The organism is Massilia varians, from assembly GCF_027923905.1.
Lineage (GTDB): Bacteria > Pseudomonadota > Gammaproteobacteria > Burkholderiales > Burkholderiaceae_D > Telluria > Telluria varians_B.
Genome location: NZ_AP026966.1, coordinates 1,711,070 through 1,727,582, shown reverse-complemented (window position 1 = coordinate 1,727,582; position 16,513 = coordinate 1,711,070). Strand labels below are relative to the sequence as shown.

Genomic DNA, 16,513 nt, shown 5'->3' with positions numbered 1-16,513 from the left:
GGTCACACCAGCGTCAGGCTGCCGTTGCGTGGCTCGCAGCGCAGGAGCTCCCTGTCGGTCTGCGCCGAGCGCACCACCAGCCGGGTGAAGCTGTTGATGTGCACGTACAGGCCGAAGAACCGGTTCACCACTTCCGCGAACACATACAGGCTGCTGCCGGCGAAGGCCTCTTCGTCCACCGTCATGCGCACTTCCAGCCCGTGGACCAGCGTGGCGCCGCTCTGGTTGCGCATCCAGGCCGTGGACGAGGCGGTCTCCATGGCCGTGATGCCGGCGATCTGGCGCTGGGTCGCGGCCGAGCGCGACACGTCGTACAGGGTCAGCACTTCGCGGAAAGCGTCGAGGTCGCCGAGCGAGCGGTGGTTGAGCGCGAGCTGGGCCACCAGGCGCCAGTGCGCGCCGCCCGACGAGCGAAAGCGGTGCGGCAGCGTCGGGCGGCGCAGCAGGTGGATCGGCAGGCCGCCGGTGGCGGTTTCGCTGCTCAGGTCGCCGTCCGGAGCACCGAAGCCGGTACTGGCCGCATGCGCGCCATTGGTGCAGGTCAGGTCGATCGAGCCCACGCACTGCTCGTCCGGCGCCAGGGTGAAACCGGCATCGGTGAAGCCGATCTTCATGCGCTGCCGGTGCATGCCGCGGTCGTCGCGGCGGGCGAACCAGTAGCGCTCGCGCAGCTCGCCGCCTTCGCCATGGCGCAGCCCGTAATAGGGGCGGTAGGCGATCGACTGCACCCTGCCCTCCGCCGTGCGCAGCACGTTGACGGTGTCGATGCTGTAGACCTCCACGTTTTCCTCGTGGCGGCCCGGCACCACATCGTACATGGCGGTGCGGTGCGTGATCCGTACCGGCATCGCGGCCTGGTGGAACAGGTTGACCACCGGCGCGCAGCCGGGCACCAGGTGGGACGCCTCCAGTGTCCCGAGCAGGCGCGCGGCGCCGCTGTCGCCGTGCAGGCCATTGACGATCAGGTGCAGGGTGAAACGGTGCGCCGCCGCCGGCAGCATCGGCGCCAGCTTGCCAAGGTCGATGTCGATGAAGTGAAACTTGTCGGGGAAGGCGAAGTATTCGCTCAGCAGCCGGTAGGCGGCGTGCTCGCTGGGGCGCAGCGGCACCAGCGCATCGTCGTCGCCGAAGCCGCCCAGCGCCAGCGGCATGCGCTCGAGCTGGCGCCACGGTCCGCCGTCGCCGATCTCCAGGTAGCTGGCGCCGATGTGCATGAACAGGGTGTCGATCAGGCTTGCCGCCAGCAGCGGGTCGGCATCGACGTAGAGGCGCAGGCGCGGCAGGCCGAGCTGGCGCAGCAGGCGCGCCGGCACGGCGCTCTCGATCGTGACGGCCACCTGCCCGGTGGCGCGCGGGGGCAGCCGCACGTGGGCCGGCGCATGCACCACCGGCTCGTAGCGCGCCCGCGCCACGCCGACCGGCGCCAGCATCAGGGAGCCGGCGGTGCGGAAGCGGCACACCGTGCCCTTGGCGTGCAGCGCGCTCATCTCGGTCCCGCGCGGCACGGTCTGCACCTGCTCGACCTTGCCGGGCCCCTGCGGCGCCGAGCCGCTGCCGATGCGCGCGATCGAGCACGAGGGAATACCCTGCAGGAAGTAGGGATAGAGGCTGCCCAGCAAGGCTTCGGTAAACTCCGGATAGTCGTCGTCGAGCTTGCGGGCAGTGCGCGCATTGAGCAGGGCGCAGGCCTGGATCAGGCGGCGGATGTGCGGGTCTTCCAGGCCATCGGCGCCGAGACCCAGTTCGCTTGCCAGGCGGGGATACTGTTGCGCGAGCTCGCGTCCGACCGTGTTCAGGTAGACCAGTTCACGCTCGTAGTAGGGCAACAGTTCTTCCATGGCGCTCTCCTCTCAAGCGTTAAAGGTCGTGCAGTTTTGCGCGCGAGACCTTGCGACGGCTCAAGAACGGATGAGCAGTGTCCATTCGGCACGCATCGGATGGAGGCAGTACGGGTCCGTGTAGCCCAGTTGACGGCTTAGTCAGTAAAATGGAGGGCTTTCCAGCATCACAAGACCGACATGACCAGCACTACCTCCCCATCCAGCACGGCTTCGCCGGTGCGCACCGAAATTTCCACCTTGTGGCGCCTGTCCTGGCCGATGCTGGTCGGCCAGCTGGCCACAGTGGGCATGGGCGTGGCCGACGTCGCCATGACCGGCCACGTCAGCGCCGAGGAACTGGCCGCGGTGTCGCTCGGCACCTCGGTGTGGTCGATCGTGCTGGTCACCGTGATGGGCACCATGATGGCGATCAACACCGTGGTCGCCCACGAAATCGGCGCGGCGCGCTACGACCGGATCCCACACTCGGTACGCCAGTCGCTGTGGAAGGGCCTGCTGGTGGGCGTGGTGGCCATGCTGTTCGCCAACCTGTGCACCCTGCTGTTCGACCATGTCGGGCTGGACCAGCACGTGGCCGACCGCGCCGCGCTGTTCCTGCACGTGATCAGCCTCGGCATGCCGACCTTTGCCTGCTACCGCGCGCTGTACGGCTACACCACCAGCATCAACCAGACCAAGCCCATCATGTGGATCGCCATCTTCGGCCTGGTCTTCAACGTGGCCTCGAACTGGCTGCTGGTGTACGGCAACTGGGGCTTCCCGAAGCTGGGCGGGGTAGGCTGCGCGGTGTCGACGGCGATCGCGATGTGGCTGATGCTGGGCGCCATGGTCACCTGGGTCAGGTATGCGCCGGCCTACCGCGCCAGCTATCCGTTCACCGGATGGGAAGGCCCGGATCGGAAAGCCATCGGCCCGATGCTGCGCCTCGGCCTGCCGATCGGCGTCACGTATTTTGCCGAAGCCAGTGCCTTCGGCCTGATCAGCCTGCTGGTGGCGCGCTTCGGCGTGGTGGCCGTGTCCGCGCACCAGGTGGCGCTGAACTTCTCCTCGCTGGTGTTCATGGTGCCGCTGAGCTTCGCGATCGGCATGATGACCCGGGTCGGCCAGGCCATGGGCGAAGGCAATCCGGAGCGTGCGCGCTTCGTCGGCCGGGTCGGCATCGGCATGTCGGTCAGCTTCGGCGCCCTGTCGGCGCTGGGCATCGCCATCTTCCGCTGGGAGATCGCGGCGGCCTACACCTCCGACCCGGCGGTGCAGGCGGCCTGCGCCCACCTGCTGCTGTTCGCGGCCCTGTTCCAGCTGTCAGACTCCACCCAGGTCGCCACCGCCTCGGCGATCCGCGGCTACCAGGTGACGCGCCGGCCGATGATCATCCAGCTGCTGGCCTTCTGGGGCGTGTCGCTGCCGCTTGGCTGCATCCTGGGGCTGGCGCCGGAATGGTTCCCCTGGACCCCTGCGGCGCCGATGTCAACCACCGGTTTCTGGATCGGCCTGGTGGTAGCGCTGACGGTGGCGGCGGTGCTGCTGACCTGGTCGTTCGAAAAGCTGGCGCGCCAGCGCATCCGCGATGCTGCGAAACAGCCGCTGGGAGTGACGTAATTACAGCTTTTGAGGGCCGACTCTGGTATCGTTCCGCAGTTGTCGCAAATTAACTTATACCAGAGATATTTCAATGCGCCCTCTCCTGCTCCTTATGGCCGCTCTTGCGGCCGCTCCCGCTTCGGCCGAACGCCTGACGCTGGACCGTATCTACGGCGATCCGGCCCTGGCCGGCGCCAGCGTGAAGACCCTGCGCGTCTCGCCGGACGGCGAACGCGTGACCTTCCTGCGCGGCCGCGCCGACAACCAGTACCAGCAGGACCTGTGGGAATACAACATGAAGACCAAGAGCACCCAGCGCCTGGTCGATTCCAAGCGCCTGGTGCCGAACGAGGAACTCTCGCTCGAGGAAAAGGCGCGCCGCGAGCGCGCCCGTACCGCCGGCCTGTCGGGCATCATCAACTATTACTGGTCGCCGGACGGCAAGCAGCTCCTGGTGCCGATCGGCGGCGACCTGTTCCTGGTCGACGCCGCCAAGCCTGACGCGCCGCGCAAGGTCGCCTCGGGCAACGTGACCGATCCGAAGATCTCGCCGAAGGGCCGCTACGTCTCCTTCGTGCGCAACCAGAACCTGGTGGTGATCGACCTGCAGACCGGCGCCGAGCGCCAGCTGACCACCGACGGCAAGGGCACCATCCACAACGGCGAAGCCGAATTCGTCGCGCAGGAAGAGATGGACCAGCACACCGGCTACTACTGGGCGCCGGACGATTCCGCGATCGCCTACCGGCGCTACGACGAAGCGCCGGTGCCGGTGGCGCGCCGCTTCGAAATCTTCGCCGACCGCACCGAAGTGATCGACCAGCACTACCCTGCCGCGGGCGACCCGAACGTGCTGATCGAGCTGATGATCGTCAACCCGGCCACCGGCCAGCAGCGCAAGGTCGACCTCGGCGCCGAAAAGGATATCTACCTGGTGCGCGCCGACTTCAGCGCCGACGCCAAGACCCTGGTCTACCAGCGCCAGACGCGCGACCAGAAGCGCCTCGACCTGGTCGCCGTGGACGTCGACACCCTGGCCCAGCGCCCGCTGCTCACCGAAACCTCGAAGACCTGGGTCGAGATCCACAACGACCTGCGCTTCCTGAAGAACAAGAAGGCCTTCATCTGGGCGTCCGAGCGCAGCGGCCGCAAGCACCTCTACCTGTACGGCCTGGACGGCAAACTGCAGCTTCCGCTGTCGAAGGGCGAATGGGGCGTGGACAGCGTCCTGGCGGTCGACGAGGCCGGCGGGCGCGTCTACATCTCGTCGAGCAAGGACGCGATGATCGACAAGCAGACCTACGCGCTCAAGCTGGACGGCAGCAATGCCGCCAACCCGGTGCGCATCACGACCGGCGACGGCTGGCATGAGGCGGCGTTCGCGGGCAACGGCAAGATTTTTGTCGATACCTACTCGAACCCGACCACCCCGCCGCAGGTGTCGATCCGCCGCGCCGACGGCACGATGGTGGAATGGTTGGAAAAGAACGAGCTGAACGCGAACCACCCCTACGCCAAGTACCTGCCGGACCACCTGCCGACCGAATACGGCACCATGAAGGCCAAGGATGGCCAGCTACTCCACTACTCGATCATCAAGCCGGCCAATTTTGATGCGAGCAAGCGCTACCCGGTGTTCCTGTTCACCTACGGCGGCCCGCACTCGCAGCGCGTGACCCGCGCCTGGGGCAACTACTTTGACCAATACATGGCGCAGCAGGGCTTCGTCGTGTTCCGCCTGGATAACCGCGGCTCGGGCCGCCGCGAGCGCGTCTTCACCGACGCCCTCTACGGCAACCTGGGCTCGGTCGAAGTGGAAGACCAGGTCGCCGGCATCGATTGGCTGGCCCAGCAGAGCTTTGTCGATCCGAAGCGCATCGGTGTGTTCGGCTGGAGCTACGGCGGCTTCATGACGCTGCGCCTGCTGTCGGCCGCCTCGGACAAGATCGCGATGGGCGTGTCGGTGGCCCCGGTGACCGACTGGGCGCTGTACGACACCCACTACACCGAGCGCTATGTGGGCGGCACCCCGAAGTCGGACCCAAAGGCCTACGAGCGCAGCGGCGTGTTCGCGCACCTGGACGGCATGAAGTCGCCGCTGCTGCTGATCCACGGCATGGCCGACGACAACGTGCTGTTCACCAACACCACCCGCCTGATCGACGAGTTGGTGAAGCGTAACGTGCAGTTCGATCTGATGACCTATCCGGGCGCCAAGCACGGCATTTCGGGCAAGGTCAACCAGCGTCACGTGTATGGGATGATCGAGGCCTTCTTCAAGAAGAACCTGGGTGGGACGGCGGCCAAGTAAGCCGGTTTCCGCCAAGTAAATCAGCCGCCCGAGGGCGGCTGATTTGTTTTCAGCGCTCTAAATCGGGATAGGGGCAGTCAGCATGCTGACCGACCCCTCCCACACCACCCGGCATGCGGGTCCGCACCGGGCGGTTCGAGTAGTTGAGGTTAAGTGAGGCGAGGCATGCCAAGGCGGTCGAAGTAGCCAATCGTCAGGACGTTGTTCAGGGCAAGCCTGCTGTTGCGCCACCAGCTGCGGTTGTTCCCCGCAACCAGAGCAGCGACTTTCGGCGTTGCCCCCAACTTTCGCAGCTCTCGATAGATGGTAGGCCCACATCGCCACTGTTTCAGGTGAATTGCACGTAGACGGTGGCGCATCCACTTGTCCAGCTCTCGCAGGGCAGTCGGGGTTTGCGCCAGTCCGAAATATGCTTTCCATCCCAATACGTAGCTACGCAGCCCATCAATTACCTCGGCAATGCTGCGTCCACCTGATCGACGAGTAAGTTGCCTGATCTTCTGCCGGAATGCCTCCAGCGCCTTCTTCGACACCGCGCGTTTCACCTCGCCTTCAGGGCCCATCCACAGCTCATAGCCCAGGAATTTGCGGCCAAACGCCCGGCTCACTGCACTTTTCGATTCGTTGATCTTCAGGTGCAGCTTGTCGTACCGGCGCTTGAGCAAGATCATTACCCGCTCGCCTGCCTTCTGGCTGCGCACGTACACGTTGCAGTCATCGGCATAGCGGGCAAAGCGATGCCCCTGTCGTTCCAGCATCCGATCCACCTCGTCGAGAAGCACGTTGGCCAGAAGCGGCGAGAGCGGTCCGCCTTGCGGCGTCCCTTCTCCCCGCTCGACCACCACGCCGCCATCCATGATCCCCGCGTTCAGGTAGGCGCGTACCAGCCGGATAACTCCGGCGTCGTTCACGCGTTTCCTTAGGCGGTCGATCAGGATGTCGTGGTTGACCCGATCAAAGAACTTCGACAGATCGACGTCGACCACGGTGCGGTAGCCTTGTTGCACGTATTGCTGTGCTGCAAGCACGGCATCACGCGCACGCCGGCCGGGCCGGAACCCGTGGCTGTGTTCACTAAAGGTGGGATCGATCAGCGGTTGCAGCACCTGCAATAGTGCCTGCTGAATCAAACGGTCGCTTACGGTGGGTATTCCCAGTTCACGCTCGCTTCCGTCCGGCTTTGGAATGCCGACGCGCCGCACCGGCATGGGCAGGTACGTGCCTTCCAACAGTTGCTTCCTGATGGCAGGCCAAGCGTGCTTCAGGTGCTGTCCGGTCTGGGCAATGTCCAGACCATCGACGCCGAGCCTGTCAGTATTTCTGTGTGGAACGGGGTCATGAAATAATCTCGAAAGGACTGTTCCATGACCGAAGTGATGACCACCAAAAAGCCCAAGAAACAGAAAGCCGCATACCCATTCCCGGTCGAGCTGATCGACCAGTTGCTCGCCCAGGTCGAGAACAAGGACGCCGAATCGATCCTCGGTGAAGCTGGCCTGGCCGGACAGCTCAAGAAGATGCTGGCCGAGCGCATGCTGTCGGCCGAGCTGAGCCATCACCTGGCCAGCGAGGGCGAAGGCAGCAAGAATCACCGTAACGGCAGCAGTCCGAAGAAGGTGCTGACACCGGGCGGCGAACTCCATCTGGACATTCCACGTGATCGCCTGTCGAGCTTCGAGCCCAAGCTGGTGGCCAAGCACCAGCGCCGGATGACGGGCTTTGACGATCACGTCATCAGCATGTACGCGCGCGGCATGAGCGTGCGCGAAATCCAGGGGCATTTGTTGGAGCTGTACGGTACCGACGTCTCGCCAGACCTGATCTCGACCATCACCGACGAGGTTCTCGAAGAGGTCAATCAATGGCAGCAGCGGCCACTCGAAGCGATGTACCCGATCGTCTATTTCGACGCGCTGCGCCTGAAAATCCGGGACGAAGGCACCGTCAAGAACAAGGCCGTCTACCTGGCCTTGGGCATTCGTGCCGATGGCCGCAAGGAGGTGCTGGGCCTGTGGATCGAGCAAACGGAAGGAGCCAAGTTTTGGCTGAAGGTTTTCAACGAACTGAAGAACCGAGGACTGGAGGACATCCTGATCGCCGTCGTCGACGGCCTGCGCGGCTTCCCTGAGGCCATCGAGGCGGTATACCCGCAAGCGCAGATTCAGACCTGCATCGTACACCTGATTCGCAACTCGACAACGCTGGCAGCGTGGAAGGACCGCAAGGAGCTGGCGGCGGCCCTGAAGCCCGTCTACCAGGCTGCCAATGCTGACTTGGCTGAAGCGGCGCTTGACGCGTTCGCGGCCGGGCCATGGGGCACCAGATTTCCGACGGTGGCAGCGATGTGGCGCCGCCAGTGGCAGCAGGTAATTCCCTTCTTCGCCTATCCGCCGGAAGTGCGCACCATCATCTACACGACCAATGCCATCGAGAGCTTGCATATGCGCCTGCGAAAGATCGTCAAGAACCGCGGCCACTTCCCCAGCGACGAAGCAGCAACCAAATTGTTGTTTCTGGCCTTGCGCAATATCGAGAAAGATTGGAAGATGCCGCAGCGTACCTGGAAACAGGCTGCCAATCAGTTCGCCATTATGTTCGGCGAGCGCTTCACGAACGCAATTACCTAACTACGAATTCTGGCCCCGCACACAGAATTTCTGACAGGTCCTCGACGGTTCCTGTCGCGGGAGTCGTGTTTCATCGCTGGTTGCATCGGACGAGGCTTCACCCCGCCTTGCCGCGACCCGCCCCGCTGATGCGGGCATCTGATGCCGTACATGATTCATCGACAAGTTGTTCGACACTCCTACTCGTTCGGCCCTTCGCTAAAAAAAAACTTAGCTACTATGGCCTCTGCTGACTTCTCGCTCCGTGTCGCCACGTCGCCCTTTCAGGCATGAGGCGAGATCTCCCCAAGGTAAGAACGCACTCCTTCCCTGCACAACCGCCGAATTTACGCCGCCTCGCTTTGACCACAAGAGCTTCGCGGAATGTTGCCCGCTCGCCCTGCTCGGCAGCGCCTTCTATTCGGTTCTTGTCCATCGGCTCGCAGTTTCGCTCCACGCTTCCTCCCCACGCTCGGTCGCCCTTACGCAGTTGCGCTTCACTTCGCTCGCTGTGGTCAGCTTACGGCGGGACTTGCACCCGCAAGAGTGCGCCCATGCTGGGCGCACAACAACAACAGCCGCACACGGGCGGCTGTTCGCGAAGCGTGAAAGCAGATTAGTGCGGGCGGCGGGCGACGTCGTCCAGCTTCTCTTCCACTTTTTCCTGTGCATCGCCCATCGTCTTCTGGGCCTTGCCTTCGACCTTGGTGGCCTGGCCCTTGGCTTCCTGCGTCGGGCTGTCGATTGCATCACCAAATTCCTCTTGGATTTTGCCGCCGATTTCTTTCAGCTTACCTTCAACTTGATTTTTGTTGATCATGGTCTTCTCCTTGAGTTGACATGTCCGGATGGCCATGCATGGGTACAGAATACGGCAGCGTCGGCATTGCTTCTGTTCGCGTCCGCACATTGCACAAATATCAGCATTTGCGCGACGTCAAGACAGTCGTAATGCTAATCTTTTGGCAACACGACCATGCCGCGCGAAAGGCTGATGCCATGACCGAACAAACCCAGGAACATGCTTCCGACCCGCCACACACCCAGCGCCGCCTCGCCAAGCGCGTGACGATTATCAATGGCCTGGCCATCCTTTTCATTGCGCTGGCGGCGGCCGTGGTGCTGGCCGCCGATGCCCTGCTGCTGATCTTCGCCTGCATCCTGTGCGCGATCCTGCTCTACAAGCTGAGCGAGATCATGGCGCGCCGCTTGCACATGAAGCGCCAGTGGGCGCTGGCCATCGTCGTGCTGTTACTGGCGGCCATCATCGGCCTCGGCAGCTGGGCCATGGCGCCGCAGATTTCCGAGCAGTCGAGCAAGCTGGCGAAGGAGATTCCGGCTGCCGTCGAGCGGCTGCAAGCGGCGGTGCAGCAGCATCCGCTGCTCAAGCGTCTCGCCAGCGAACTGCCGCCGCCGGAACAGATCGTCAAGCAGATGGGCAATATGGTGCCGAATGCCGGACTGTTCTTTGGCGGCGTGCTGGGCGCCATCGGCAACCTCGTCATCATCATTTTCGTCGGCATCTATTTCGCCGCATCGCCGCAGCTGTACACCAATGGCGCCATCCGCCTCGTGCCGCAAAGCAAACGGCCGCGCGCCCGGGAAGTGCAGCAGGAACTCGGGAATACGCTGGCGAGCTGGCTGTTGGGCAAGGCGGCCTCGATGCTGATTGTCGGCATTGCCACCTCGATCGGCCTGTCCATGCTGGGCGTGCCGCTGGCACTGATCCTCGGCATCATTGCCGGCCTGCTCGACTTCATTCCCTACCTGGGCCCGATCATGGCCGGCGTGCCGGCGGTGCTGCTGGCGCTATCGATCAGCCCGGAGCTGGCGCTGTACACAGTGCTGCTGTTCACCGGCATCCAGCTGGTCGAAGGCTATGTGCTGCAGCCGCTGATCGAAGCCCGCGCGGTGGACCTGCCGCCGGCCCTGGTCGTCGTCATGCAGCTGGTCTTCGGCACCCTGTTCGGCTTTGCCGGCGTGGCCCTGGCAACGCCGCTGGCGGCCGGGCTGGCGGTGCTGGTCAAGATGCTCTATGTCGAAGACGTGCTGGGCGACCGGCCGGCGCAGAAGCGAAGTTAACACATGGGGGTCAGGTCTGACATTCGGACACGAACTCGAGCGTTACGCTGTTGTATTGCTCAGCCCGTGTCTAAATGTCAGACCTGACCCCGCTGGAAGTTACTGAAACGAAAAAGCCGCGCACTGCGCGGCTTTTTCGTTGTGGCGGCAGGACTCAGCGGTTGCTCTTGACGATGTCTTTCACGTCACCGACCTTTTCCTGCACCTTGCCTTCGGCCTGGTTGGACACGCCTTCGCGCTGGGCTTGGCGGTTGCCGACGGCTTCGCCGACCTTCTCCTGGATCTTGCCGCCGATGTCCTTGGCCTTGCCTTTGATTTGATCGTCGTTCATGTCAATCACCCTCTTCGGTTGTGAAGCGAAGTCCCACCTTAGACGCGATAAGCGGGTCGCTCTGTTCGCCAATTAACATCCGGGCGAGATGCGCGGCTTGCGCCAGACGCTGGCCAGCCAGGGCTGCTGCTCGCGCGGCAGGCCGGCCGGGCGGTAATAGTGGTGTAGTGGAATAAAACCGGCCGTCGTCAGGTAATGTTCCCAGGTCTCGACATCGTGGTAGCTGACGTAGCGCGGACCGTTCCAGCCTTCGCGGTTGTCGCCGCGCGGGTTGGAGCTGAACAGGACGCCGCCGGGCTTCAGGGCGCCGTGGAGCTGGGCCAGCACGGCCGGCAGTTCGGCGCTCGGGACGTGGAACAGCGAGGCATTGGCAAAGATGCCGTCGAACATGGCCGGCGGCAGGTTCAAATGCAGGAAATCCTGGTGCCAGACTGTGCAGCCGCTGTAGCTGCGTGCCATCTCGACGAAACGGGCGCTGCCGTCCAGGCCGATGGCGGTGTGGCCGAGCCCGCTGAAAGTCTTGAGGTCGCGGCCGGGACCGCAGCCGAGGTCGAGAATGGTCCAGGGCGCCGGGGCCTCGATCGCCTGCAACAAGGCGTCGATGTTCTGGCTGACGTCGTGGTCGATGGTGCCGGCGAAGAAGGCGTCGGCGGTCTGGTCGTAATGCGCCAGGGTGCGGCGGGAGATGTCGTCTGCGTTCATGACGGCATTATCCGCCAGAGCGCGGCGCGCGCGTACGAAATCCGTGCGCGCGCGCCGCTCAGGCCCTTACCAGACCCGCACGCGCTGCTCCGGCGCCAGGTACAGCTTCTGCCCCGGCTGCACGTCGAAGGCCTTGTACCAGGCATCTAGGTTGCGCACGGTGTAGGTGCGGTACTGGCCCGGCGAGTGGCCGTCGGTCAGCACGTTGCGGCGCAGCGAGGCTTCGCGCGTCTTGCTGCGCCAGCTCTGGGCGAAGCCGGTGAAGAACGCGCGGTCCGCCTCAGGGCCGGCCGCCTTGCCGCCCGGCGAGGCCTTGAACGCGTCATAGGCCGCGGCCAGGCCGGCCAGGTCGGACAGGTTCTCGCTCAGCGTCAGCTGGCCGTTGATGGCCAGGTCCTCGAAAGGTTTATACGCGTTGTACTGTTCCACCAGCTTGTGCGAAGCCTTCTTGAAGTGCGCCAGGTCTTCCTTGGTCCACCAGTCGCGCAGGCGGCCCTGGGCGTCGAACTGGGCGCCCATGTCGTCGAAGCTGTGGCTGATCTCGTGGCCGATCACCGAGCCGATCGCGCCGTAGTTGTGCGCGTCCGATGCCTTCGGATCATAGAACGGCGGCTGCAGGATCGCGGCCGGGAAGTTCAATGCGTTCTGCAGCGGCAGGTTCACGGCATTGACCAGCTGCGGCGGCATGGCCCACTCGGTCTTCTTCGGCTTCTGCTTGAGCTTGGCGAGCTGCTGGACGTAGTGGAATTCCTGGGCGCGCAGCACGTTGCCGAGCGCATCGGTCGGCGAGACCTTCAGGCCCTCGTAGGATTGCCAGCTGTCGGGATAGCCCACGCCCACGTACATGGTGCGCACCTTTTCCTTGGCCTGGCTGCGGGTCGACGGCGCCATCCAGTCGAGCTTGTCGATGCGGTGCTCGAAGGCGGTCTTGATCTCGGCAACCATCTTCAGGATGCGCGCCTTGTCCTCGGCCGGGAAGTACCTGGCGACGTACATCTTGCCGACGGCTTCGTCCATCGCGCCATTGGTGGCGGCCAGCGCGCGCTTCCAGCGCGGCGACTGCTGCGGCGAGCCGGTCAGGCCCTTGCCGTAGAACTCGAAGCGCAGGTCGGAGTAGGCTTTCGGCAGCGTGCTGGCGAACTGGTTCAGGCTGTGGAAGGCCAGGTAATCCTTCCAGGTGCCCAGGTCGGTGGCAGCCACCTGCCGGGCGGCGCCTTTGAGCGCGCCCGGGTGGTAGGCGATGAAACGGTCCTGTCCGGACAGGCGCGCGCCCTGCATGAAGGCGTTCCAGTCCATGCCCGGCGCCTTGGCGGCGAAGTCCTTCATGCGCCAGGGGTTGTTGGCCTTCTGGATGTCGGCCGACTCTTCGCGCGACGCGTGGCTTTCGGCCAGTTCCGACTCCAGCGCGAAGATCTTCGCGGCCCGCTCCTCGACCTTGTCGTAGCCGGCCAGCTTGAGCATGGCGGCGACGTACTGCTGGTACCTGGTGCGCAGCTCGGCCATCTTGGGGCTGTTGTCGAGGTAGTAGGCGCGGTCCGGCAGGCCGATGCCGCCCTGCAGCAGATAGGGCACGTTGCGCGACGGGTCGGTCAAACTCTGGTTGAACCACACGCCGAATAGGTTCGGGGTGTTGAAGTTGGTCGCGTTCAGCGGGTCGACGTCGGCGCGCAGGAATTCGCCCAGCACGCGCGCGAGCGCGGCGCGGTCCTTGATCGCCGCGATCCTGTCCAGGCGCGACTTGAGCGCGGCCAGGCCGGCAGACTCGATCGCCGCTTCGTTCATCCAGGCGGTGTAGAAGTCGGCCACCTTGCGGGCCTCGGGACTGGCGGACTTGCTGGCCGCCGCGTCCTCGATCAGCTTGACGATGCGGGCATTGGTATCCTCGGCCAGCACATACATGGCGCCCCAGGAGCCGCGGTCGGCCGGGATCTCGGTCTTGGCCATCCACTCGCCGTTGGCGTAGGCATAGAAGTCGTCGCCCGGCAGCACGATGGCGCCGGCCGGCCTGGCGGCAGGTTTGGCGGCGTTGGCGGCAGCGTCCTGCCCGGCCGCATGGACCGGAGCGACGGCAAAGGCGCCGCACAGCGCCAGGGTGATGGCGGTCTTGATCGGAGTCCAGCTGGTTTTCATAGCGTCCCTTCTCTCGGTAATGTGGTTTTACTTGATGACTGCAGGGCGGCGCGGATCTGCGGCAGCAGGCGCGCCTTCTGGTCGGCGCGGATGCGCACGCCGTTGCCGACGCGTTCGGCTTCGACAACGCCGTCCGGGCCGAAGTTCTTGCGCATGTAGGCTTCCATCATCTCCGCATGCGCCGGATTGCTCGAGGAAGCGACGATGCCGGCGAACAGACTGTTGCGGCCCAGCGCCTCCATGTTGTTCAGCAGCGCGTCGCGGTTGGCGGTGGCAAACTTCCAGGTCTGCTCGAGGTGCTCGCCGGCGACGCCACCGATCAGATACGGCACCAGGTCCGGCGGGGTCTGCGGCGACAGGAGCGACTGCAGGGTACGCGCCGCCAGCTGCGGGTCCTGGGCGCTGGCGAGGGCGCGGCCAAAACGGTTGCGCTCCTCGCTGGTCGGGGCATTCGTGGCGCGCGCGGCAAGCAGCGCGTAGGTGGCCTGGTCGGCATAGCGGCCGGCGGTGCCGGTGACGAAGTCAATCATCGAAGGCGGCACCGAGGACGGAGCCGCCAGGAAGCGCGCGAACCTGGCCTTGCCCTCTGCGATGGCCTGCGGGTCGCCGGCGCGGGCCAGCGCCGTGGCCAGCATGGCGCGCAGCTGGCTGTCCTCGGCGGTCTCCCCCGGCTTTTCCTCCCAGCCCAGCTTGTCGAATGTCGGGCGCGCGAGATCGACCAGGAAGCGGCGGATCAGGGCCTGTTCCGGCTCGCCGCGCGCGAGCGAGTCGAGCGTGCGCAGGTTGGACAGGATCGCATCCCAGACCGCCACGCGCGGCTCGTCCCCGTACTTGCGCACCAGGTCCAGGTAGGCCTCCAGCCCCATGCGGCCGTTCGAGGCGAAGCTCCAGGTGTCCGACAGCAGCTTCAGGCGCGTGCTGTCCGGCAGGCGCGGCGCCTGCTCGGCGAGGGCGCGGAAGCTGGCCGGGTCGTACTGCACGCGGAAGTAGCCGACGCTGTGCGGATCGACCACCAGGGTGCCGTCGCAGCTGCCCTGGTTGATGGTCGTGCCGGGGCCGGACAGCAGCATGGTCCAGGCCTTGCCGTTGACGGTGCCGACCTGCAGCGGCACGTGCCACAGGCGCTTTTCGCGGGGCGGCTCGTCGAGACGGTACTGTTCCTGCGACAGCGTCACCTTGCGCCGGCCGTCCTCGCAGGCCTGCTCGACCTTGACCAGGGGGAAGCCCGGCTGCAGGGTCCAGTCCGAGGCCAGCTTCCCGACCGGCTTGCCGGAGGCCTTTTCCAGCGCGGCCCACAGGTCGCTCGATGTCGTATTCGAATACTGGTGCTTCGCCATGTAGGCGCGCATGCCCTTGCGGAAGGCCGACTCGCCCAGGTAGGCTTCCAGCATGCGCAGGAAAGCCTCGCCCTTCAGGTAGGTGATGGCGTCGAACGCCGCCGCGGCCTGCTCCTCGGTCTCGATCGGGGTCTGGATCGGGTGGGTGGTCTTGCGCGCGTCCAGGTTCATCACGTATTCGCGCTCGGCCATGCCTTCCAGGTAGGGGCGCCATTCGGGGTGGAAGTGGTGGGTCGCCTTGGTCGCCATCCACGAGGCGAAGCCTTCGTTGAGCCACAGCTTATCCCACCAGGCCATGGTCACGAGGTTGCCGAACCACTGGTGCGCCAGCTCGTGGGCGTTGATGTTGAAGGTGAACTTCTTGCGCTTTTCCGGGCTCTTCTTCGGGTCGTACAGCAGGGCCGGTTCGTTGTAGACGATCGCGCCCCAGTTCTCCATGGCGCCGTTGAAGCCGCCCGGGATCGCGATCTGGTCCAGCTTGGGCAGCGGGTACGGGATGCCGAAGTAGTTGTTGAAGTAGCGCAGCAGATCGCGCGTGGCCTCCAGGGCGAAGGCGGCCGAGCCGAGCTTGCCTTCGGTCGTCACGATGCCGATGTCGACGCCGTCCTGCCTGCTCGATAAGCGCTCGAGTTCGCCGGCCACCAGCACCACCAGGTAGCTCGGCATCTTCGGGGTATTGCCGAAACTGATACGCTGCATCCCGCCGGCGAGATCTTCGCGCTTGTCGATCGGAGTGGTGGAATAGGCCGTGAAGTTGTCCGGCACGTCGACCGTGAGCCTGAAGCGGGCGCGGAAGGCGGGTTCGTCCCAGGTCGGGAGCATGCGGCGCGCATCGGTCGGCGCCATGGTGGTGGCGATCAGCTTCTTGTCGCGGCCAGCGGCCTTGTAGTTCACGTAGAACAGGCCGCGTCCTTCGCGGTTGATCTGGCCGCGGAAGGCCAGCGCCAGTTCATATTTACCCGGCGCCAGCGGCTGGGCCAGCTCGAAGCGCAGGGTCTGCTGCTGTCTGTCGAGGATGGGGTCGAGTGTCAGCTTGCCCAGGTGCTTGCCACTGAGGCTGGCTGAATCGATCCGCATGTTGTCGGCGTTCAGCATGATCGTCGAGGTCGGGGTCAAGACCTCGATCTCGACCGTCTGGGTGCCGCGAAAGCTGTTGGCGGCAACGTCCGGCATGATGTGGGCGTCGTATTGCAGCGGCACCACGTCCTTCGGCAGCTTGCCCGGCGTTGCCGCGAAAGAAAACGGCGCCTCGGCCTGCGCCGTGGCCGTGCCAATGGTGAACGCAAGCGCGGCGGCCGTTTTGCAGGCCCGCGCGACTGGCATGTCTCTCATAAGTCTCTCTCTCGCATCTGTTTTTATTTGGCGGTCCAGGCGCGCCATGGCGCAGGAACCCAGCACGCACTGTAGGAAAGCCGGGCAGCGCTTGCGCCCGGAATGCGACAGACTGCAAAAAACGGGGCCAGACTGCTGAAACCGGGGAATGGCGGGGCATGCGAAAAAAAATCCGAATTTTTTTCACATCACCCTAAAGTTCCCGAAAGCCCATCCGTAAATGCCTTAGATACCCGGCAATCCGGCCGGCGTTCATTGCC

Annotated in this window: 10 protein-coding genes and 1 pseudogene; 4 read left to right on the top strand and 7 right to left on the bottom strand. The window is 64.7% G+C overall.

Translation table 11 applies throughout. The features are described 5' to 3' along the window. Positions 1 to 2: 2 nt before the first annotated feature. Positions 3 to 1,838 carry a type VI secretion system baseplate subunit TssF gene (tssF, locus tag MasN3_RS07930; RefSeq protein WP_281913405.1) on the bottom strand — a complete coding sequence of 612 codons (1,836 nt, stop codon included), beginning with the start codon at positions 1,836 to 1,838 and terminating at the stop codon, positions 3 to 5. Positions 1,839 to 2,018: 180 nt separating this feature from the next. On the opposite strand from tssF, the gene MasN3_RS07925 reads away from it, so the two are divergent. Together MasN3_RS07925 and MasN3_RS07920 are read left to right on the top strand one after the other, a co-directional pair. Continuing rightward, positions 2,019 to 3,440, top strand: a complete 1,422-nt coding sequence (locus tag MasN3_RS07925) for an MATE family efflux transporter (RefSeq protein WP_281913404.1) — start codon at positions 2,019 to 2,021, stop codon at positions 3,438 to 3,440. Between the two features lie 73 nt (positions 3,441 to 3,513). Continuing rightward, complete coding sequence (locus tag MasN3_RS07920) at positions 3,514 to 5,733, top strand: S9 family peptidase (RefSeq protein ID WP_281913403.1); 2,220 nt, start codon at positions 3,514 to 3,516, stop codon at positions 5,731 to 5,733. Positions 5,734 to 5,882: 149 nt separating this feature from the next. Here the strand turns inward: MasN3_RS07920 and ltrA are convergent. Further along, a pseudogene (gene ltrA / locus MasN3_RS07915) lies at positions 5,883 to 7,052 on the bottom strand (group II intron reverse transcriptase/maturase); the annotation flags it as partial. 57 nt (positions 7,053 to 7,109) lie between these two features. On the opposite strand from ltrA, the gene MasN3_RS07910 reads away from it, so the two are divergent. After that, positions 7,110 to 8,360 carry an IS256 family transposase gene (locus MasN3_RS07910; protein WP_281913402.1) on the top strand — a complete coding sequence of 417 codons (1,251 nt, stop codon included), beginning with the start codon at positions 7,110 to 7,112 and terminating at the stop codon, positions 8,358 to 8,360. A gap of 595 nt (positions 8,361 to 8,955) precedes the next feature. Here the strand turns inward: MasN3_RS07910 and MasN3_RS07905 are convergent. Next, on the bottom strand, positions 8,956 to 9,159 hold the full coding sequence (locus MasN3_RS07905) for a CsbD family protein (RefSeq protein WP_307730411.1): 204 nt from the start codon (positions 9,157 to 9,159) through the stop codon (positions 8,956 to 8,958). 179 nt (positions 9,160 to 9,338) lie between these two features. Between MasN3_RS07905 and MasN3_RS07900 the strand changes: the two genes are divergently transcribed. Beyond that, a complete protein-coding gene (locus MasN3_RS07900) occupies positions 9,339 to 10,421 on the top strand; it encodes an AI-2E family transporter (RefSeq protein ID WP_281913401.1) in 1,083 nt (360 codons plus the stop codon). Positions 10,422 to 10,575: 154 nt separating this feature from the next. Here MasN3_RS07900 and MasN3_RS07895 read toward each other — a convergent pair whose 3' ends face one another. The 4 genes from MasN3_RS07895 to MasN3_RS07880 form a co-directional block, all read right to left on the bottom strand. Continuing rightward, positions 10,576 to 10,752 carry a CsbD family protein gene (locus tag MasN3_RS07895; RefSeq protein WP_281913400.1) on the bottom strand — a complete coding sequence of 59 codons (177 nt, stop codon included), beginning with the start codon at positions 10,750 to 10,752 and terminating at the stop codon, positions 10,576 to 10,578. A 72-nt stretch (positions 10,753 to 10,824) separates the two neighbouring features. Next, positions 10,825 to 11,454: a class I SAM-dependent DNA methyltransferase gene (locus MasN3_RS07890; protein ID WP_281913399.1), complete on the bottom strand. Its 630-nt coding sequence runs from the start codon at positions 11,452 to 11,454 to the stop codon at positions 10,825 to 10,827. 66 nt (positions 11,455 to 11,520) lie between these two features. After that, positions 11,521 to 13,584, bottom strand: coding sequence for a M13 family metallopeptidase (locus MasN3_RS07885; protein WP_281913398.1), 2,064 nt, complete (start codon positions 13,582 to 13,584; stop codon positions 11,521 to 11,523). Beyond that, entirely contained in the window at positions 13,581 to 16,253 is a 2,673-nt protein-coding gene (locus MasN3_RS07880) for a M1 family metallopeptidase (protein ID WP_281913397.1), read from the bottom strand. Before MasN3_RS07880 ends, MasN3_RS07885 begins: the two co-directional genes overlap by 4 nt. Positions 16,254 to 16,513: the final 260 nt, after the last annotated feature.

Coding starts and splice junctions, on each gene's coding strand:
- MasN3_RS07890 (WP_281913399.1), bottom strand. CDS start 11,454: ATGAACGCAGACGACATCTCCCGCCGCACCCTGGCGCATTACGACCAG.
- MasN3_RS07900 (WP_281913401.1), top strand. CDS start 9,339: ATGACCGAACAAACCCAGGAACATGCTTCCGACCCGCCACACACCCAG.
- MasN3_RS07920 (WP_281913403.1), top strand. CDS start 3,514: ATGCGCCCTCTCCTGCTCCTTATGGCCGCTCTTGCGGCCGCTCCCGCT.
- tssF (WP_281913405.1), bottom strand. CDS start 1,838: ATGGAAGAACTGTTGCCCTACTACGAGCGTGAACTGGTCTACCTGAAC.
- MasN3_RS07925 (WP_281913404.1), top strand. CDS start 2,019: ATGACCAGCACTACCTCCCCATCCAGCACGGCTTCGCCGGTGCGCACC.
- MasN3_RS07910 (WP_281913402.1), top strand. CDS start 7,110: ATGACCACCAAAAAGCCCAAGAAACAGAAAGCCGCATACCCATTCCCG.
- MasN3_RS07885 (WP_281913398.1), bottom strand. CDS start 13,584: ATGAAAACCAGCTGGACTCCGATCAAGACCGCCATCACCCTGGCGCTG.
- MasN3_RS07880 (WP_281913397.1), bottom strand. CDS start 16,253: ATGAGAGACATGCCAGTCGCGCGGGCCTGCAAAACGGCCGCCGCGCTT.
- MasN3_RS07905 (WP_307730411.1), bottom strand. CDS start 9,159: ATGATCAACAAAAATCAAGTTGAAGGTAAGCTGAAAGAAATCGGCGGC.
- MasN3_RS07895 (WP_281913400.1), bottom strand. CDS start 10,752: ATGAACGACGATCAAATCAAAGGCAAGGCCAAGGACATCGGCGGCAAG.